Origin of the sequence: Streptomyces sp. BBFR2 (assembly GCF_044497305.1) — a bacterium.
In the GTDB taxonomy this organism is placed as follows: domain Bacteria; phylum Actinomycetota; class Actinomycetes; order Streptomycetales; family Streptomycetaceae; genus Streptomyces.
Genome location: NZ_CP172415.1, coordinates 3,543,596 through 3,562,156 on the forward strand (window position 1 = coordinate 3,543,596; position 18,561 = coordinate 3,562,156).

The window sequence follows — 18,561 nt, forward strand, 5'->3', positions numbered from 1 at the left end:
GGGAAATGCGGGAGGGGCGGAAACGGCGACCGGCCGTGGTGCCGGGCCCGGAGGGGGCCCGGCACCACGGCCGGTCGGTCGAGGGCTGCGGGGTCAGTTGTCCTTGAGGATTCCCGCGGTGCGGGCTTCGGTGAGCCATTCGGGGAATTCGACCATGAGCTGCTGGTAGAGCTCGTCGGAGGAGAGGGCGCGGGGGTCGCGGCCGGCGTGGAAGAAGCCGGCGTTGTCGACGACGCGCTTTTCCGGGACGGCGAGGTCGTCGAGCTTGCGGAGGAAGTCGAAGCCCTTGGCGTCCGGGTCGCCGAAGCCGATGAACTGCCAGAAGATGGGGAGCCCGGCGGCCTCGCAGAGCGCCTTCTCGGCGGCCGGCTTGGAGGTCGGGGCGCCGTCGGTCTGGAAGATGACGAAGGCCGGGGCGGTGGTGCCGGACTTCTTGTAGTGCTGGACCACGGCGTCGATGGCCCAGTGGTAATTCGTCCGCCCCATGTGGCCGAGTCCGGCGTGGAGTTCGGCGATCCGGCCCTCGTAGTGGGTGAGGTCGAGATCGGCGGTGCCGTCGACGTCGGTGGAGAAGAAGACGACGGGGACGGTGCCGTCGTCGTCGAGGTTGGCGGAGAGGCCGAGGGCCTGCTCGGCGAGGTGCTGGACGGTGCCGTCCTTGTAGTAGTTACGCATCGAGCCGGACCGGTCGAGCACCAGGTAGACGGCGGCGCGCTGGGTGGTGAGGCCGTGCTTGTCGAGCGTCGCGGCGGCGGACTTGACGAGACTGACCAGTGCGGGCGCGGTGGCCTTGGCCTTGTCCAGGGGGGTGGCGGGTGCTGCCTGGTCGGCCTCTGCGACCGCCTCGGCCTTCGCGGTCTCCGGCTTCTCGGAGGTGGCCGGGGGCGCGTCGGCCGGCGTCGTGGACGGGGCCGTGGGCTCGTTCGCGGCGCCGGTGGCCGTGGGCTCGTGCGCCGTGGCGGTCTCGGGGGTGGCGTCCTCGGAGAGAGCGTCGTCGGAGGGGGCCGTTGCCTTGGCGTCCGTGGCGTCCGTGGCGGGTGCTTCGGCCGGGGCCGGGGCCGGGGCCGGGGCCGGGGCCGGGGCTTCGGCCTTCGGCTCGGTGGGGGCGTCGGCTTCGGTGGTGCCGGTCCCGGTGGCGGTGCCGGTGCCGGTCCCGGTGGCGGTGGTCTCGGGAGCGGTGTCCTCGGCCGAGGCGGGGGCCTCGGTGGCGGGGGCTTCGGCCTTGGTGCCGGTGGTCTCGGTGGCGGGGGCCGTCCATTCCGCTTCCGGCTTGGCCGTCGCCGTCGCCGTCGCCGTCGTGTCCGTGGTGTCGGTCGCCGCGACCGCGTCCGCGGCGTCCGTGGGGGCAGCGATCGCCGCAGGTCCGGTGGCCTGCACGGCCTCTGCCTCCACGGCGGTACCGGCGCCCTTCGCGGCCTCCTCGGCTACGGCCTCAGCGGCCCTGGCCTCGGGGGCTCCGGCCTCCGCGGCCCCGGAAGCCTGCGCGACCTCCGCACCCTCAACGGCGCTCGCGCTCTCCTCGGCCTTCTCCGTATCAACAGGCGCGGCCACCGCCGCAGTTGAGGGCTTCGCCGCGTCGAACGCCTGGCTCACCAGGTCGGTGGCGTCCTCGGCCGGAGCCTTCCGCTCGCCCGCTTCCGCCGATGCCGATGCAGATCCCGGCTCCGGCACCGATGCCGACGACTCGGCCTCCGGGCCGCCATCGGCTACCGCCTCGGCCGCGTCCTTGGCCGCGAGCTCCGCCTCGGCCTTGCTCCCGGCCTCCTGCTCGGCCTCGGCCTCGGCCTCGGCCGTAGCGTTCGCGGCCTCGGGGGCGCGTCCGGCCTCGTGCTTCGCACCGGCCCCGGCTTCCGCCTCGGCCCCGGCCGCCGCCTCGACGTCCCGCTCCGGTTCGGTGGCCTCGGGCTGTGCGGCCGCGCGGTTGGTCTGGGCGGGGACGGTGGGGGTCTCCGCCTCGGCGGTGGACTCGCCGGGGGCGGTGCGGGCGGCGGGGACCTCGGCCACGGGGCGTTCGGTGGCGGGCTGTTCGGCCGCGGGCGCGTCCGAGGCGGCCCGGTCCGCGGTGGCCCGGTCCGTCGTGGGCCGGTCGGCGGGGGCGGATTCCTCGCGGGCCTCCGGGATGGTGGTGGCGGAGGTGGCCGGTTCCGGCGTTTCCGTGCCGCTCGGTGTGGTGCCGGACTCCTCCCGCGTCGCCTTGGAGCGACCGAAAGCGTTGCGCAGCAGACTCCGAATGCCCATCGGCGGACCTCTCTTGGGGTGGTGGGTGCGGCGTATGTCCGTGAAGCTGCGGACATGTCCCTGACCAGGACGGATACGTAAGGGTAGCCGCCCGCACCGGCGTCACCGTGGGACCTCGGGCACCGCGTTGCCCTTACGGCGGGGCGCCGTACGGGCCGTCGGCGGGCGGTGTACGAGCCGTACGGCGGAGGTGCGGCGGCCCCCGTGACGCGATGCGTCGAGCGGGGAACCGGCCACGGGGAGAAGGGGAGGGCGGGGGCGTCCCGCATCTCTCCAGCTCACCGCCTCCGGCCCCGGCTCGTTGCCCCCGGGGCCAGCTCACCGCCTCCGGCCCCGGCTCATCGCCTCGGGGCCCCAGCTCCTCGCGTCCGATCCGCCAGCCCGCAGCCCCCGCTCTCCCACCCGTCACCTCCGCAGGGCGGCGACCCGTCCCACCCGGGGGCTCCCCCCGAGCCCAGGCCCAGGACTCCCCGAGACCGGCCACAAGGCCCCCCAGGGCTACCCGAGGGGAAATCCGGGCTCCCCCGAGCCTCCCCCGAGGTCGGATCCGGCCTCCCCTATAGCCGGCACCTGCCGTCGCCCGAGGCCAGATCCGGCCGCTCGGATTCCGTTCGTGGATACGTGCTCCCGTATGATCACCGCTCTTCTCCTGGTGCGTGGACGTGGCCGTGCGGGGGTGGGTGCGCATCACGGTGCGGACACGGGTCGGCAAGGTGTGGGTAAGGAATGGCCCCGGTCCGGTATCCGATGTCCGGTCGATCCCCTCTTATCCGGTGACCATCGGTCCGGGCCGCCCGTTGTGGGTCAAGGCGGTCGCAAGCCGGGAGCCGGGCGAGAGCCCTTGCGAGGGTGACAGGAGATGTGGGGCGCATGGGGCTGACCAGTCGGTCGCTCGAATTCGCGGTGGTGGCGCTGGCGGTGGTGCTGGTCGCGCTGACGGTGTGGCAGTGGCCGCGGTTGTCGGGGCGCGGGGTGCGCGTCCTCCTCGGCAGGCTCGGCGCCGTCGTGCTCACCCAGGTGGCGCTGGTGTGTGCGCTGGCCCTCGCGGTCAACAACAGCTTCGAGTTCTACGGCAGTTGGGACGACCTCCTCGGCAACGAGGACAAGGCGCCGGTCGCGGTCAGTGACAACGGCGGGCAGTACGCCTCCATCGGTACGACCAAGGGCGCGCTCATCCAGCCCGCGGGTCCGCAGGGGCTGGACCGGGTGACGGGGCTGCCGAAGGGCCCCGCCGACAAGGTCGGGAAGATGGAGTCGGTACGGATCGTGGGGCGCCGCAGCCGCGCGATCAACCCGGCGTTCGTCTATCTGCCGCCGCAGTACTTCCAGCCGCAGTTCCGCCGCCAGCGCTTCCCCGTGATGGTCGTGATCAGCGGTTACCCCGGCGGCATCATGAACCTCGCGCAGCACCTCCAGATCCCGCAGAACGCCGGGCGGCTGATCGCCAAGGGCACCATGCAGCCGACGGTGCTGGTGATGGTGCGGCCGACGATCGCCCCGCCGCGCGACACCGAGTGCGTGGACGTGCCGGGCGGCCCGCAGGCGGAGACGTTTTTCACCAAGGACCTGCCGGACGCGATGCGGTCCGCGTACCGGGTGGGCCACGACTCCAGCGCCTGGGGCGCGTTCGGGTACTCGTCGGGCGGCACCTGCTCGCTCCAGCTCGCGATGCGCAACCCGAAGATCTACACCTCGGCCGTCTCGCTCTCCGGCGACTACGCGATCAAGGACGACCTGACGACCGGCAGCCTCTTCGGTGCCGGCCCGGAGGGCGCGAAGCGGGAGCGGGAGCACGATCTGCTGTGGCGGATGAAGCACCTGCCCGTACCGCAGATCTCCGCGCTGGTGGCCAGCAGCCGGCAGGGCGAGCCGGACTACGGCGCGACGATGGACTTCCTCCACGCGGCGAAGCCGCCGATGACGGTCGACTCGATCATCCTGCCCCGCGGCAGCCACCAGTTCGGCACCTGGCGGCGTGAGGTGGTTCCGGCGCTGGAGTGGCAGAGCCGGCAGCTCACCTTCCCGCAGGACGTCGAGGCGGCGCCGCACAAGCCCGCCGCCCCGCACGACGCGCAGGCACCGCACGACGACAAGCCGGGCGAGCACCACACGGGGCAGCCGGCCGGTGCCCCGGCCCAGGCGGAGCGGCGCCGGGAGCCGGTGGAGTCCGCTACGCGGGACTGACGGCGCGGGAAACGGAAACGGGCCGGGCACGGGGTGAGCGATCACCCGGTGCCCGGCCCGTCGTCTGTCCGGGGGCGGTCCGGTGCCGGGGTCAGGGCCGGTAGACCATGCCCGGTTCCGGCTTCGCGGGCGAGAGGAGCTGGGAGACGGTGACGAGGGTGAAGCCGCGGTGCTTCAGCTCCTCGATGATCCCGGGGACGGCGGGGACGGTGCCCGGGTAGATGTCGTGCAGCAGGATGATGCCGTCCTGCTCGGTCTGGTCGAGCACCCGCTTGGTGATCAGCTTCGAGTCGTTGGTCTGGTAGTCCTTCGCGGTCACGCTCCACAGGACCTCGGCGAGCCCCAGCTCCTTGCTGACCTTCGCGACCTTCTCGTCGGTACGGCCCTGGGGCGGGCGCATCAGCGTCGGGGTCTTGCCGGTGAGGTCGTGGACCGCCTTCTGGACGCGGGAGAGCTGGTCGCGGATCTCCGCGGGGGTGGCGTCGGTGAGGATCTGGTGCGACCAGGTGTGGTTGGCGAGTTCATGGCCCTCGCGGTCGATCCGCTTCACCTCGGCGGGGCGCTCGGCGATGTGGTTCTTGCCGAGCATGAAGAAGGTCGCGTGGGCGTTCTCCTTCTTGAGGATGTCCAGCAGGCGGTTGGTGTTCTCGCTGGGACCCGCGTCGAAGGTGAGCGCCACGCACTTGGCCTCGCGGCAGTCGACGTCCGCGCCGTTCGCGCCGCTCTTGTCGCTCTTGCCGCCCTTTCCGTCCGCCGCGAGCTGGGCGTCGCGGGCCTTGACGTCGGCCGCGGGCGCGTCGTCCCGGGCGTCGGCGGGGACGATCTCGTTGGCGGGGGTGCAGCCGCCGAGAACCAGGGTGGCGGCGGTCAGCAGCCCGGCTATGAGGGGGCGGCGGGCGGTCTTCGGCATGGAACTCTCCGGGCGGCGCGAGGTACGGCGGCAGCCGTCCGGACGACTGCCGTCGGCTGCCCGGAACTATACATAGCGTGTAGAGATGCAGTGTCTACGTGGTGTGTCTACGTGGTGTGTCTACGCGGTGTGCCTACGTGGTGTGCAGAGGCGGGGCCGCCCGGAGTGCGGCAGTGCGGGTGCCCGTGGAGGGCGCCGGAGACCACGGGCTTCGGCGCCCGGGGCGGGGTGCCCGTACGGGAGAGGGCGCGGCCCCTACGGACGGCAGGCTCGGCCCCTACGGGGTTTCCGGAGCGGCGGGGCGCGGGGCGGGCGGGCCCGTTCGGACGCGTTCCGCGCGACAGGCCGCGGCGCCCCGGGGTGGACTCGTACCGTGACCGCACCGCCGGACGACTGCCTGGCCCGCAACGACTGGATCTGCGGCGACTACCTCAGCAGCCGCCGGCACATCCTGCTCGACGCGGTGGCCGAGCACGTCGAGTTGACGGTGGTCTCCGTCGCCCTCGGCGTGGTCGTCGCGGTGCCGCTGGCGCTGCTGGCCCGGCGGCACCGGTGGACGGCGGGTCCGGTGCTGGGGCTGACGACGGTGCTCTACACGATCCCGTCGCTGGCGATGTTCTCCCTGCTGCTGCCGGTCTACGGCCTCTCGTCCGCCCTGGTCGTGGCCGGACTCGCGCTGTACTCGCTGACCTTGCTCGTACGGAATCTGCTGGCCGGGCTGGCCGGCGTCCCCGAAGGGGCGAAGGAGGCGGCGCGCGGCATGGGGTACGGGCCGACCCGGCAACTGCTCACCGTGGAGCTGCCGTTGGCGCTGCCCGCGGCGATGGCGGGGCTGCGGATCGCCACCGTCTCCGCCGTCGCGCTCACCACCGTCGGCGCGATCGTCGGCCACGGCGGGCTCGGCAACCTCATCTACGCCGGGATGAACTCCTACTTCAAGGCGCAGGTGCTGACCGCGTCGGTGCTCTGCGTGTTGCTCGCCGTCGTCTTCGACCTGCTGATCCTGGGCGCGGAGCGGCTGCTGACCCCATGGCGGCGCGGGGCGCGCACCGCGCGGCGGGGGCGTGCGCGGGCGGCCGTGCGCCGCCTCGTACCGGCCGGGCGGCAGCCGTGAACGCGGTCTTGGGCGCCCTCGGCTGGCTGACCACCGCCGCCCACTGGACCGGCGAGGACGGCGTCTGGCACCGGCTCGCCCAGCACGCCGCGCTCACCGTCGGCTGCCTGCTGCTGAGCTGTCTGCTCGCGCTGCCGGTCGCGGTCGTCCTCGGGCACCTGGGGCGCGGCGGGGCGCTCGCCGTCAACCTCGCCAACGTCGGCCGCGCCGTCCCGACCTTCGCCGTGCTGGTCCTGCTGCTGCTCACGCCCCTGGGACGGCACGGCGAGTGGCCGACCGTCATCGCCCTGGTGCTGTTCGCCGTACCGCCGCTGCTGACCAACGCGTACGTGGGGATGCGCGAGGTCGACCGGGACGTGGTCCGGGCCGCACGGGGGATGGGCATGACCGGCAGTCAGCTCGTGTGGCGGGTCGAACTGCCGCTGGCGCTGCCGCTGCTGCTCACCGGCGTCCGCATCGCCGCCGTCCAGCTCGTCGCCACCGCCACCCTCGCCGCCCTGGTGGGCGGCGGTGGCCTCGGCCGGATCATCACCGCCGGCTTCAACCTCGCCTCCACCCCGCAGGTCGTCGCCGGCGCGGTCGTCGTCGCGGTGTTCGCGCTGCTCATGGAGGGGGCGTTCGAACTCGGGCAGCGGTACGGGGTCCGACGGTCGCGAGGACAGGGGGCGTGGTGAGGCGCCGCGGCCGGGCGACGGGCCCCGCGGCGGCTCCGGAGGCGGCCCCCGACACCGCCCCCGCCACGGCCCCGGGGACGGCGCGGGGAGAGGACCGGGCGCGTGTCCGGGCGGCGCACCCGGGGACGGCGGCCCGCGGCCGGGCGGTCGGTCCGGCGCGCGGCCGGGGCTCGCACGCCGGGGGCGCCGTACCGAGGCCCGGGGCGCGGGCCACCCCACCGCACGCCGGGGGCGCCCCTCAGCCGTCCGGGGCGCGGGCCACCGCTCCGTACGCCGGAGACACCTGCCGCCCGCCGGGGGCGCCTGCCCCGGCCCCGCGCGCTCCCGGAGCGCGCACCGCCCGCCGTGCCCGTACCGCCCGCCGCACCGGCCGCACGCTCGCCCTCGCCCTCCTCGCCGTCCTCCTGGTCTCCTGTGCGGGCGGTCCGTCCCTGGAGGACCGGGGTGCCGTCACCGCCGCGCCCGGGGACCGGCACCACCTCACCATCGGGTCGGCCGGTTTCACCGAGAGCGAGTTGCTGGCCCAGATGTACGCGGCGCTGCTCCGGCACGCCGGGTACCGCGCCGACCTCCTCACCGTCGGCAACCGCGAGCTGTACGAACCGGCCCTGGAGAGCGGCCAGATCGATGTCGTCCCCGAGTACGCGGCGACCTTCGCCGACTGGCTCCAGGCGAAGACACACGGGGCGGACGCCCGGCCGGTGGCCTCCCCGGACCTCGGCGCGACCATGACGGCGCTGCGCGCCCTCGCCGCCCCGCGCGGGCTGACGGTGCTCGCCCCGGGCCGCGCCGTCGACCGCAACGCCTTCGCCGTCAGCGCCTCCTACGCCGCCCGCCACCGCCTGCGCACCCTCAGCGACCTGGGCCGGGCGAAGCTGCCGGTGCGCCTCGCCGCGGGCGACGAGTGCGTCCGCCGCCCGTTCTGCGCGCCGGGGCTGCGAAAGACGTACGGCATCGACATCACGGCCGTCGACCCCAAGGGCGTCGGCACCACCCCGGCCAAGCAGGCGGTGCAGAACGGGCAGGACCAGATGGTGCTGACCACGACCACCGACGCGACCTTGGACCAGTTCGGGCTGGTGGTCCTCGCCGATGACCGCAAGCTCCAGAACGCCGACTACGTCGTGCCGGTCGTCAACCGCTCCCGCGCCGGGGGCGCCCGCGCCGCCGCCGCGCTCGACCGCCTCAACTCCGTCCTGACCACCGCCGACCTCGCCCGTCTCAACGAACGCGTCGACAGTTGGCGCCGCCTCCCCGAGGACGTCGCCCACGGCTATCTGACGGAGAAGGGACTGCTGCCGGAGTAGCCCGGCGACCGGCGTCGCGGAACCGCCCGGCCCGCCCCGGGGCCGGACGCGCGTCCGCAGGCCGTCACCGCACCTCACGCCCGCGCCACGGACGCAGGCACGGGCACCCGCCTCGCCGGTGGGCGCGGACCCCACCTCGCCCGTAGGCACGGATACCGCCTCGCCTGTAGGTAGGACCCTTCCTCGCCCGTAGGCACGGATACCGCCTCGCCCGTAGGTAAGAACCCCTCCTCGCCCGTAGGCGCGTCGGCCGGGCCGGGGGGCCGGTCCCTCTCACCCCGTGGGCACCGAAGCCACCTCGTCCGCGGCGCGCGGGGTCCCGTGCTCCCCGGGGACGATGGTGCGGCGCAGGGCCTCGTGCAGGCGGGTCGGGGTGAGGACGCCGAGGAAGCGTTCGCCGTCCAGGACCGCGATCCACCCCGCGTCGTGCTGCAGCATCTCGCCGAACGCCCGCTTGAGGGTGGCCCCGACCGGAACCCATGCCTCCATCCGCCGGGCGTGCCCGGACACCGGCCCCGACGCGCCCGCCAGCTCCGCGGCGCCCGCCCAGCCGTGCAGCGCGCCGGAGTCGTCCAGCACCACCGCCCACCGCGCGCCGCGCTCCCGCAGCCGGGCCGCCGCTTCGGCGGCCGGTTCGCCGAGCCGGGCGAGCGGCGGGTGCTCCAGGTCGGCCCGGTCGATCCCGGTGACCGACAGTTGCTTGAGCGCCCGGTCACTGCCGACGAACTCCGCGACGTACGGGGTGGCCGGGGCGCCCAGCACCCGGGCGGGCGTGTCGAACTGCTCGATACGGCCCTCCCCGTAGACGGCGATGCGGTCGCCGAGGCGGATGGCCTCCTCGATGTCGTGGGTGACGAAGAGGACGGTTTTGCCGAGTTGCCGCTGCAACTGCCGGAATTCGTTCTGGAGGTGTTCGCGGACGACGGGGTCGACGGCGCCGAAGGGTTCGTCCATGAGGAGGACGGGCGGGTCGGCGGCGAGGGCGCGGGCGACGCCGACGCGTTGGCGCTGGCCGCCGGAGAGCTGGTCGGGGTAGCGGTGTCCGTAGACGGTGGGGTCGAGTCCGACGAGGTCGAGGAGTTCCGCGGCCCGCGCCCGGGCCTGCTTGCGCGGGGTGCCGAGCAGGTGGGGGACGGTGGCGGTGTTGTCCAGGACCGTCCGGTGCGGGAAGAGGCCGACCTGCTGGATGACGTAACCGATCCGGCGCCGCAGCCGGACGGGGTCGGTGTCCGCGATGTCCTCGCCCGCCACCGAGATGGTGCCCGCGGTCGGGTCGATGAGCCGGTTGACCATCATCATCGTGGTGGTCTTGCCGCACCCCGACGGGCCGACGAGGGTGACGAGTTCCCCCTCCGCGACCTCGAAGGACAGACCGTCGACGGCGGTCGTCCCGTCCGGGTAGCGCTTGGTCACGGACTCGAAGCGGATCATCCGCCCATTCCAGCGCGCCCGGTCGCGCCGGTCCCCTCATCCGCGCAATCGGGTGGGCGGGCCACCGGCCACCGGGCGACGCGGCCCCCGGCCCGCCCGATTGCGCGGCGGTCCGGCCCACCCGGTGGCGCGGTCGCCCGGCAATCGGGTGCGGCGTCCGGATGGGGCGCGGCGCGGGGGCCGTACGAGTTGCTTCGGCGGCGCCGCCTTTCCGCCTGCCGCGTCGGGCCCGTCCGGCGTGCTTACGATCGCGCCCGGCCTCCGGTCGGACGGGTGGAAGGGACACGATGAGAGCCGTAGCAGTCAGCGCATTCGGTGCCGAGCCGCAGCTCATTGAGCTGCCGCAGCCCGAACCAGGGCCGGGGGAGGTCCTGGTGCGGCTGTCCGCCGCCGGGGTCAACCCCATCGACTGGAAGATCGCGGGCGGGATGTTCGGCGACGCCGTCAGCGCGTCGTTCCCGCTCGTCATGGGCGCGGACGGCGCGGGCGAGGTGCTGGCCGTGGGGACCGGCGTGCGGCGCTTCACCGCCGGGGACGCGGTGTTCGGCACGTTCCAGCGGCCCGAGCGCGGCGGCGGCTCGTACGCGGAGCTGGCCCTCGCCGACGAGCGGTCCCTCGCCCACGCGGCCCGCAGCGTCACCTACGCGACGTCGGCGGCGGTCCCGACGGCCGGGATGACGGCGTACAACCTGGTCGAGGAGACGCGCGTAGGGGAGGGCAGCCGGGTGCTGATCGTCGGGGCGACCGGCGGCGTCGGTTCCTTCGCCACGCAGATCGCCCATGGGCGCGGCGCCGAGGTCATCGCGACCGCGCGCCCGGTGCTGGCCGACCTGATGCGCACCCTGGGCGCCGCCGAGATCGTCGACCACACGGCGGGGCCGGTCGCCGACCAGGTGCTGGCCGCCCACCCGGAAGGCGTCGACGTCCTGATCGACCTGGTCAGCGACGCGGACGCGTTCGTGGAGACGATGCGGACGGTGCGGGACGGCGGAACGGCGGTGTCGACGATCGGCGCGGCCGACGCGGATGTCCTCACCGACCACAACCTCCGCGGTTTCAACTTCGTCAACCGGCCGTCCCCCCAGCTCCTGGAGATCCTCGCCGGGCACGTCGACGCGGGCCGTCTGACGGTCCTGGTCGGCAGGGAGATCCCCCTGGAGGAGGCCCCGGAGGCGGTGGCGGCGCTGCGCGACGGCCGGGCCCAGGGGAAGACGGTGCTGGTCATGTAAGGGCCCGGCGCGGCCTCTCCGCGACCGGGCACGGCCCGGGGCACGGAGGGCCGCCCGGAGGTACGGCGCGGCCCCGCGGGAGCTTCCTGCGGGGCCGCGTGGTGCGTGCGGGGACTTGAGGCCGGGGCGGTGGGCTCGGCGGGGGCCTGCGCTTCGGGAGCGTCCGGTGCGCGTTCGGCCTCCGGACGCGCCACCCGGCCGTCCCAGGGGCGGGCTGCTGGGCCCGGTGTGCGGCGTGCGCTCGGGCGCCGGGTGTCCGCCTTCTCCTTGGGCGGGACGGACACCCGGCCCGGGGGCCGTGGTGGGGCCCTTCCCTCTCGGGCGCGGTGCTCGGCCCTCGGGCGCGTTGCCCGGGCCGCCTGTCCTTCGGGTGCGTCGTCCGGGCCATGCGTCCCTCGGGCGTGCCGTTCGGCCTCGGCACCCGGTGGCTGCCCGGACCGGCGGCGGTCTCCCCTAGGGTGCGCCGTCCGCGCCCGCCCCAAGGCGCGCCGCCCGGGCCCCTCCGGTACCGGGCACGCGCCGCCCGGTACCGGCCTCCGCGCCCCCACCGCCCTCCGCGCCCCACCGGTACCGGCTCAGCCGCCCTGCCGCTCGGTCGCCGCCGGTTCCGTCAGCGGGTCCTCCGGCCGTCGTGCGGTGCCGCTGCGGTGGGTGCGCCAGGTGGTCCGTACGGCCCGGAGCACCGGGCCGCTCGCCGCCGTCAGGGCGGCGGTGAGCAGGGCTGCGCAGATCAGCGCCGTGATGCCGGTGTGCAGGGAGGCGGTGAGGGCGTCCGCGTACGTGGTGGCCGCCGGGCGCGGGACCGCGTGCGGCAGGGCGTCCAGGGCCCGGGAGCGGAGCGGGACGAGGGCCGCCGTCAGGAGGGCGGTGGCAGCGGCGCAGAGCAGCGCCGTGACGGTCAGGGCACGGCGCCGGCGGCGGGCCAGCAGCAGTCCGGCGGCGAGGCAGCCGGCCGCGGCCGGGGGCGCCAGCCGGGCCGTGGTCCGTACGGCCCGGTGGACGGCGCGGGCCCGGGGCACGTCGGCGGCGCGCAGCAGCACGATCTCGGTGCCGGTGTGCGGCACCCGGCGGGCGATGTCGATGCCCAGCCCGTTGGCGGAGAGCTGGTGTTTGACGCGTTCGATGACCGGGGCGACGTCGAGGCGGACGGCCGCGTCCCCGGGGGCGGCGAGGGCGGCGTCGAGGGTCTGGTGGGCGGTGCGGTGCACCTGCCGCCACAGGGCGGGGAAGGCCGGCCCGGTCACGACCTGCCGGACCTGCTTGTCGACGAACTCACGGATGCCGCGGGTGAACCGCTCACGCAGCGCGGGGCGTTGCCGCCGGGGGATGGCGGAGAGCAGCCCGTCGAGGTGGACGTGGTCCATCACCCCGTCGGTGACGTCGTCGACGATCGCGTTCCGGATGGTGCGGTCGCGGGCGAGCGGCGCGACGGCGCTGACGTACCGGTCGGTGTCGGTGAGCTGGTCGCGGGCCCAGCCGGCGGTCAGGGCGACCGGTACCAGTAGCGCGGCGAGGAGCAGCAGCACGGTGGCGGCGCCCGCCCGTCCCGGCCGCCGGGGGGCGCGGGGCGCCCCCTCGCGCGCCGTGCGGCGGCCGCCCCCGCGCAGGGGCGCGCTCGCGGTCACGTCGTCGCTCCTTCCGTGGGCGGCCCGCCGGCGGCCGGACCGCCTCTCAGGTGCGGGCCGTGGTGTGCCCGGGCGCCGGTGCGGCGGAAGCCGCCGCCGTGGTGGACGCGGGCGCGGTGGCGGCGCCCGCCGCGGCGGTGGGGGCGGGTGCGGGCGTGGTGGCGGCGTCCGCCGCGGCGGCGGGGCCGGGGACGGGTCCGGCCGGGGACGTGGCGCCGGGGGCGGCCGTCCCCGCCGTACCGCGGCGGCGGCGCAGCAGCAGGCCGGCGCCCGCGAGCAGGCCGGCGACGAGCAGCCACGGGCTCCAGGACGTCCAGGAGGGGCCTGAGGTGCCGCCGTGGGTCTCGGGCAGGTCGTCGATGTCGCCGGAGCAGGCGGCGGGGGCGGCGGAGCCGGGGGCGTGGACGCAGGCGGTGGTGGCGGCGCGGAGCGTGCCGGGGGCGCCGGTGGGGCCGTCGGCGCGGTCGCCCAGGACGACGCCGGCGGTCAGTACCCGGACGCCGCCCGGGGCGAGGTCGGTGTGCCAGACGGCGGTGTGGTCGGCGGTGACGTGGCCCTCGGGTGCCTCGGCGGACTCGGTGGTGGCGGGCAGCCGGGCCTCGACGCGGGCGCCGCGCAGCGGGACGGAGCCGAGGTTGCGGAGTGTGACGCGGTAGTCGAGCCGGTCGCCCGCCTCCGCCGCGTCGGTGCCGTCGCTGACCTCGACCGCCACCTGCGGCGGTGCGGGTTCCGCCGGGGGCCCGGCGGCCACGGCGCGTCCGGGGAGGGCGGCGGTGCACAGCAGGGCGCTCAGGAGGAGGGTTCGCATCCACCCATCCGAGCACCGCCCACCGCACCCGCCCCTCCGCCTTGACCGGGGCGCGGCCGCGGTTCACCCGCGCGGGTGGGCGCCGACGGGGCCGGATGCGGGCCCGGGCCCGCCTTCCCGGCGGCGGCCACCGGGTGGAGCGCCCCTCCCCTCCGGGCGAGCACCCCTCGCCTCCGGGGAACACCCTTCGCGTCCGGGGAGCCCCCCGGGCGTAGCACCCCACGCCCCCGGTGCTCCCCGGCCCCGGCTCCTCGGCGGTGGCCACCGGGCGGAGCGCCGCTCCCTCCGGGGAAGCGCCCCTCGCCTCCGGGAGGGCACCCCACGCCCCCGGGCGCTCCCCGGCCTGCCTCCCGGTCCCGCCTCCCCGGTCCCGCCTCCCCGGTCCCGCCTCCCCGGCGGCGGCCACCGGGCGGAGCGCCCCTCCCCTCCGGGCGAGCACCCCTCGCCTCCGGGGAACACCCTTCGTGTCCGGGGCGCCCCCCTCGCCCCCCGGGCGGGGCACCCCACGCCCCCGGTGCTCCCCGGCCCCGCCTCCCCGGCGGCGGCCACCGGGCGGAGCGCCCCTCCCCTCCGGTGGAGCGCCCCTCCCCTCCGGGGGGCACCCCTCGCCTCCGGAAGCCCCCTCGCCCCCGGCCGGCGCACCCCACGCCCCCAGGTGCGCCCCACCCGAGGTTGAATGCGCCCCGTGAAGGTGGTGCTGAGGTTTCTCGATGAGCGATTGCGGGCGGACGGGGCGTCGGGTGCGGTGGACATGGAGGAGGTGCCCGCCGTGCCGGAGGCGGTGGCGCGGTACCTGTGCGCGCGGCAGGAACGGTGGGCGGCGGAGCTGACCGCGCGCCGCGCCCTGCGGGCCGCCGCGGCTCCGTCCCGTCCCGGTCACGCCGCACTCCTCCGGCTGCTGACGGCCCCGTACGCCGGGCTCCCCGGCCACCGCCCGTCCTGGCTCCCGCCCGGCTTCGCCACGGCGTACGGGACCGGCGCCCCGGGCGGCTCGACCCCGGCGGGCCCCGGCGGGACGTCCGGCCCGGGTACGGCGGCCGCGGGCCCCGCGCCGGACGGCCCCCACGCCCGGGACCACCCCGGGACCCCGCCGAACGCCTCCGCCCCACCCGGTGGCGCCGCCACCGGGGACGAGGCGCTGCGGGCCGCGTGGGAGCGCTGGGCGGCGGAGGAGCGGCTGGCGCGGGAAGCGGCCGCGGTGGCGGGTGCGCGGTACTCCTGGCGTCCGGCGCTGCGGGCCCAGGGCGAGGAGCTGGGCACCGTACTCGACGGCGCCGGGCGCCCCCTCTGGGACACCGGTGTGCTGATCGCGGGCGGCCCCGGCCTCGTACGGAACGCCCCCGGCCCCGTCCTCGCCGACCTGGCCGCCAAGCGCCGTATGACCACCCTCCTCGACCCGGCGCGCACCGCCGACCGCCCCCTGCTCCGGCTGCTGGCCGCGGCGTAGGCACACGGAGCACACACGCACCGAAACGCGGCCACCGTCCGGCCGCCCCCGCCGACCGCACCCGGCCGCCCCCGCCGACCGAGCAGACCACCGGCCCCCGGAGCCACCGGACCGACCCCCACTGGACCCACCGGCCCACGGGACCGACCCCCTACCGGCCCACCGGACCACCGGCCCCGCACCCCACCCGCCCCCGAAACCGCCGCACCCGCCGCACCGCCGCACCCCACGCGCCCCGCTGCCAGGCATCCCGTCGGCCCCCACCGGCCCAGCCCCGTTTGATGGCCGTACGGGGGCCGCCTACGGTGCATACCGTCGGGGCACAGCAGCGGGCCGTGCCGTTGTGGCGGGCGGGTTCTTGCCGGGTGGCGGGTCCGGCGCCGCTGGGGCCCGTGGCCTCGGCGGATCAGGTCCCGGTACCGGAGGGCACTCCATGAGAATCCATCTGACCAGCGTCTTCGTCGATGATCAGGCGAAGGCCCAGCGCTTCTACACCGAGGTGCTGGGGTTCGAGACGAAGCACGACGTACCGCTGGGCGAGGGGCCGGACGCGGACCGCTGGCTGACCCTGGTCTCCCCGGAGGACCCCGGGGGCACCGAACTGCTTCTGGAGCCTTCCGGACACGCCGCCGTGCCGCCGTACAAGGCGGCGCTCTTCCTGGACGGCATCCCCGCCGCGTCGTTCGCCGTGGACGACGTGCCCGCCGAGCACGAGCGGCTGAGCGCGCTCGGCGTCCGCTTCGCCCAGGAACCGCAGGCGATGGGCCCGGTGACCACCGCGATCCTGGACGACACCTGCGGCAATCTGATCCAGCTCTTCCACAGCGCGGAGGACCACAGCGCGTAGGACGCGCCCGCGCGCCCCGTACCCCACCCGGCGCGCGCCCCGAGTCAGGGTCCGCCCCGACCGGCCGCGCGGCCACGTTCGCCCCGACCGGCCGCGCCCCGCTCGGGGGGGCCCGGCATCGGCCGAGCCGGGCCGCGCGCCTTTGTCACCCGCCGATGCGCCGGTGGAAGCAGACCCGGTCCTCCCCGGGCCCGTCGTAATCCGTGTGCACCGGCAGCCCGCCGACGCGCCGGTCACCGGCGCCTTCGGGCGCGAACCCCATCGCCTGGTGGAAGGCGAGGGAGGCGGCGTTCCCGGGGGAGACGATCGCGCGGACGTCGGTGCGGCCCGCCTCCGCCGCCTGTGCGAAGAACGCCGTGTAGAGCTGCCGGCCCACGCCCTGTCCCCGCAGTTCGGGGTGGACGCCGACGAAGTGGATGTACGCGTCGGTGGTGTTCTCCGGCGCGTGGAAGCCGACGAGGAACGCCTGCACCCCGCCTCCGTCGCCCGCCTCGGGGGATTCCAGGACCAGGCTCGTCCGGGAGAAGAACTGGAGGAAGAGGCGCGGCAGCAGGAGCGAGAGCGCGCGGGCCTCCTCGGGGGTGCGGGAGTCGCCCCACCAGTGCTGGACGCAGCGGACGAGCGCGGGGTGGTCGGTGACGCGGGCCGGACGCGGTACGGGCATGGCGTTCCTTCCGGGAGCCGGTGGTCAGTGGTGGTGCGGCCCCCGCCGGTGGACCGGGCCGTGGGCGTCCTCGCAGTGGCCTGGGGCCGCTTCGGGCGCGGGCCCGGAGCCGACGTGCAGCACGGTGTCGGCGTCCTGCTCCCCGACGTGGTCGACCTGGAGCGTGGCGTGGGTGATGCCGTAGTCGGTGGAGAGCAGGGACTGCAGGCGGCGGCGGACCTTGTGGCAGTCGCCGGACGGCGCCACCAGGATGTGCGCGGAGAGCGCGGGCTCTCCGGAGGTGATCTGCCACAGGTGCAGGTCGTGGACCTCCGCGACCTCGTCCGCCGCGACGAGGTGGTCGCCGAGCGCGTCCGGGTCGATCCCGGCGGGCGCCGCCTCCAGGAAGATCCGCCCGGACTCGCGGACCAGCCCGTACCCGGCGCGCAGCATCAGCGCGACGACGACGAGCGTGGCGAGCGCGTCGGCGCGGGCGAAGCCGGTCGTCCACACGACGAGTCCGGCGACGGCGGTGGCGACGAAGCCGAAGAGGTCGGTGAGGATGTGCTGGTAGGCGCCCTCGACGTTGAGGCTGGAGCGGTTGGCGCGGGAGAGGAACCACGTCGCGACGAGGTTCACCACCACGCCCGCCAACGCGGTGACCAGCACCAGTCCGCCGGTGACCGCGGGCGGTTCGATCAGCCGCCGCACCGCCTCGTACGCCAGCCAGGCGGACAGCAGGAGCAGGGTGATGCCGTTGGCCTGGGCGGAGAGGATCTCGGCGCGCTTGAGGCCGTAGGTGTAGCCGCCGCGGGCGGGCCGGGCGGCGAGCCGCATGGCGACCAGCGCGAGCACGATCGACGCCGCGTCGGTGAGCATGTGCGCCGCGTCGGAGAGCAGCGCCAGGGAGCGGGCGACGACGCCGATGACCACCTCGACGGCCATGAACGCGCAGATCAGCGCGAGTGCGGCGCGCAGCCAGCGGCGGTCGGCGTCGGGGGAGACGGTGTGCGCGTGGCTGTGTCCGCCGTGGCCGTGGGCGTGGGAGTGATCCGGACGGTGGCCGTGCGGCGGTTCCCCGCCCGGGTGGTGCCCGTGGGCGTGCTCACTCAAGGCGCGCTCCCTCCTGGTCGTCCTCCTGGGTCGTCCTCCTGGGTCGTCCACGCGAAGCAAACCGCACTTCCGCCCGATCTCCAAAGGCTGCACCGGTGACCGTTGTCATTCCCGTCGAACGGCGCAAAGCCGCAGGTCAGAAAGGTGGTTCCGTCTCGCGCGCAGTGGAGCGGAAGCCTCCGGTACGCCCCTGTCCGGGCTGCCCCGCCGTGCCCCGCGCCGTCTCACGCGCCCCGCCGCGCGCCCGCGCCGCCCTGCCCGCCCAGGGAACGACGAACGGCGGGCCGGCCGGCGTGGGATGCGCCGGCCGGCCCGCCGTTCGCCCCGGTTACGCGGGGCCGCCCGGACGGCCGCGGGGCGGGCAGATCTTCCGGCCCGCCCGTACCGAGCGGGTCGCGCCGTACTCCGGATGGGTCAGGTGCCGTCTCCCGTCGTCCCGGCCGCCCGGACGGCCCGGTGGTATTCGTCGTTGAGGGCGTCCGCCGCGGCCTCCGCCTCGGTCTTCGTGGGGATGCCCACGGCCGCGCGGGTTCTGCCGTCGGGGTGGGAGAGGTGGGCGAGATGCCCGTCGGGCGTGTGCACGATGTACCACGTGCCGTCCTTGTTACCGCGTGCCTCGAACATGCCCATGACGACTCCTCGTACCCGGAAGGGCACCTAACGTAGCGGGCCCTGTGGTCGGGCCCGCAACCCCGCCGTCAAGGTCCGCATTCGCCCCGGTGGTCAGTTCGGCGACGGGGGTGGCCCCTGCGGCGGGGGCGTCGCTCGGCGCCCGGGTCTCGACGGCGACGCGGGGCGCGGCGGTCGCGGCGGCGAGCCGGACGTCGAGGCCGTCGGGGGTGCCGCCGGTGTGTTCGGCGAGCGGCGGGGCGGGCGGGCGGAGTTCGGTGGAAGATCCAAAGCCGTGGACCGGGCGCCTCCCGGCTTCGTCGGGAATGGATGAAATTGCAGGTCAGGGGCGTGATGGGAGGGGGTTTTCGCGCCCTGCGGA

At 75.9% G+C, this 18,561-nt stretch carries 15 protein-coding genes; 7 read left to right on the forward strand and 8 right to left on the reverse strand.

Annotated elements, in window-relative coordinates; all coding sequences use genetic code 11:
• Positions 1 to 93 precede the first annotated feature (93 nt).
• Complete coding sequence (locus ACGH2B_RS14045) at positions 94 to 2,238, reverse strand: VWA domain-containing protein (protein ID WP_399088587.1); 2,145 nt, start codon at positions 2,236 to 2,238, stop codon at positions 94 to 96.
• 870 nt (positions 2,239 to 3,108) lie between these two features.
• Here ACGH2B_RS14045 and ACGH2B_RS14050 point away from each other — a divergent pair.
• The gene (locus ACGH2B_RS14050; protein WP_399088589.1) at positions 3,109 to 4,422 is read left to right on the forward strand and encodes an alpha/beta hydrolase; all 1,314 of its coding nucleotides are present in this window, start codon (positions 3,109 to 3,111) and stop codon (positions 4,420 to 4,422) included.
• Positions 4,423 to 4,513: 91 nt separating this feature from the next.
• Here ACGH2B_RS14050 and ACGH2B_RS14055 read toward each other — a convergent pair whose 3' ends face one another.
• Positions 4,514 to 5,332, reverse strand: a complete 819-nt coding sequence (locus ACGH2B_RS14055; protein ID WP_399088591.1) for a polysaccharide deacetylase family protein — start codon at positions 5,330 to 5,332, stop codon at positions 4,514 to 4,516.
• 373 nt (positions 5,333 to 5,705) lie between these two features.
• On the opposite strand from ACGH2B_RS14055, the gene ACGH2B_RS14060 reads away from it, so the two are divergent.
• The 3 genes from ACGH2B_RS14060 to ACGH2B_RS14070 all read left to right on the forward strand — a co-directional run bounded on the left by ACGH2B_RS14060 (position 5,706) and on the right by ACGH2B_RS14070 (position 8,427).
• Positions 5,706 to 6,446 carry an ABC transporter permease gene (locus tag ACGH2B_RS14060; protein ID WP_399088593.1) on the forward strand — a complete coding sequence of 247 codons (741 nt, stop codon included), beginning with the start codon at positions 5,706 to 5,708 and terminating at the stop codon, positions 6,444 to 6,446.
• A complete protein-coding gene (locus ACGH2B_RS14065) occupies positions 6,443 to 7,120 on the forward strand; it encodes an ABC transporter permease (RefSeq protein ID WP_399088595.1) in 678 nt (225 codons plus the stop codon). The genes ACGH2B_RS14060 and ACGH2B_RS14065 overlap by 4 nt, the downstream gene beginning before the upstream one ends.
• Positions 7,121 to 7,524: 404 nt before the next feature.
• Entirely contained in the window at positions 7,525 to 8,427 is a 903-nt protein-coding gene (locus ACGH2B_RS14070; protein ID WP_399096985.1) for an ABC transporter substrate-binding protein, read from the forward strand.
• A 273-nt stretch (positions 8,428 to 8,700) separates the two neighbouring features.
• Here ACGH2B_RS14070 and ACGH2B_RS14075 read toward each other — a convergent pair whose 3' ends face one another.
• Positions 8,701 to 9,858, reverse strand: coding sequence for an ABC transporter ATP-binding protein (locus ACGH2B_RS14075; RefSeq protein WP_399088597.1), 1,158 nt, complete (start codon positions 9,856 to 9,858; stop codon positions 8,701 to 8,703).
• Positions 9,859 to 10,145: 287 nt separating this feature from the next.
• Here ACGH2B_RS14075 and ACGH2B_RS14080 point away from each other — a divergent pair, with 287 nt between their 5' ends.
• Positions 10,146 to 11,087, forward strand: a complete 942-nt coding sequence (locus tag ACGH2B_RS14080) for an NADP-dependent oxidoreductase (protein WP_399088599.1) — start codon at positions 10,146 to 10,148, stop codon at positions 11,085 to 11,087.
• A gap of 575 nt (positions 11,088 to 11,662) precedes the next feature.
• Here ACGH2B_RS14080 and ACGH2B_RS14085 read toward each other — a convergent pair.
• On the reverse strand, positions 11,663 to 12,712 hold the full coding sequence (locus tag ACGH2B_RS14085; protein WP_399088601.1) for a hypothetical protein: 1,050 nt from the start codon (positions 12,710 to 12,712) through the stop codon (positions 11,663 to 11,665).
• A 46-nt stretch (positions 12,713 to 12,758) separates the two neighbouring features.
• Complete coding sequence (locus ACGH2B_RS14090; RefSeq protein ID WP_399088603.1) at positions 12,759 to 13,520, reverse strand: hypothetical protein; 762 nt, start codon at positions 13,518 to 13,520, stop codon at positions 12,759 to 12,761.
• Positions 13,521 to 14,196: 676 nt separating this feature from the next.
• Between ACGH2B_RS14090 and ACGH2B_RS14095 the strand changes: the two genes are divergently transcribed.
• Both ACGH2B_RS14095 and ACGH2B_RS14100 read left to right on the forward strand, forming a co-directional pair.
• Positions 14,197 to 14,967 (forward strand): hypothetical protein, encoded by a 771-nt coding sequence (locus tag ACGH2B_RS14095; protein ID WP_399088605.1) that lies wholly within the window; start codon positions 14,197 to 14,199, stop codon positions 14,965 to 14,967.
• 433 nt (positions 14,968 to 15,400) lie between these two features.
• Entirely contained in the window at positions 15,401 to 15,814 is a 414-nt protein-coding gene (locus ACGH2B_RS14100; RefSeq protein WP_399088607.1) for a VOC family protein, read from the forward strand.
• 145 nt (positions 15,815 to 15,959) lie between these two features.
• Here the strand turns inward: ACGH2B_RS14100 and ACGH2B_RS14105 are convergent, their stop codons facing one another.
• From ACGH2B_RS14105 to ACGH2B_RS14115, 3 genes are all read right to left on the reverse strand, one after another.
• A complete protein-coding gene (locus ACGH2B_RS14105) occupies positions 15,960 to 16,478 on the reverse strand; it encodes a GNAT family N-acetyltransferase (RefSeq protein ID WP_399088609.1) in 519 nt (172 codons plus the stop codon).
• 24 nt (positions 16,479 to 16,502) lie between these two features.
• The gene (locus ACGH2B_RS14110; RefSeq protein ID WP_399088611.1) at positions 16,503 to 17,570 is read right to left on the reverse strand and encodes a cation diffusion facilitator family transporter; all 1,068 of its coding nucleotides are present in this window, start codon (positions 17,568 to 17,570) and stop codon (positions 16,503 to 16,505) included.
• 414 nt (positions 17,571 to 17,984) lie between these two features.
• Entirely contained in the window at positions 17,985 to 18,200 is a 216-nt protein-coding gene (locus ACGH2B_RS14115; protein ID WP_399088613.1) for a hypothetical protein, read from the reverse strand.
• Positions 18,201 to 18,561 lie beyond the last annotated feature (361 nt).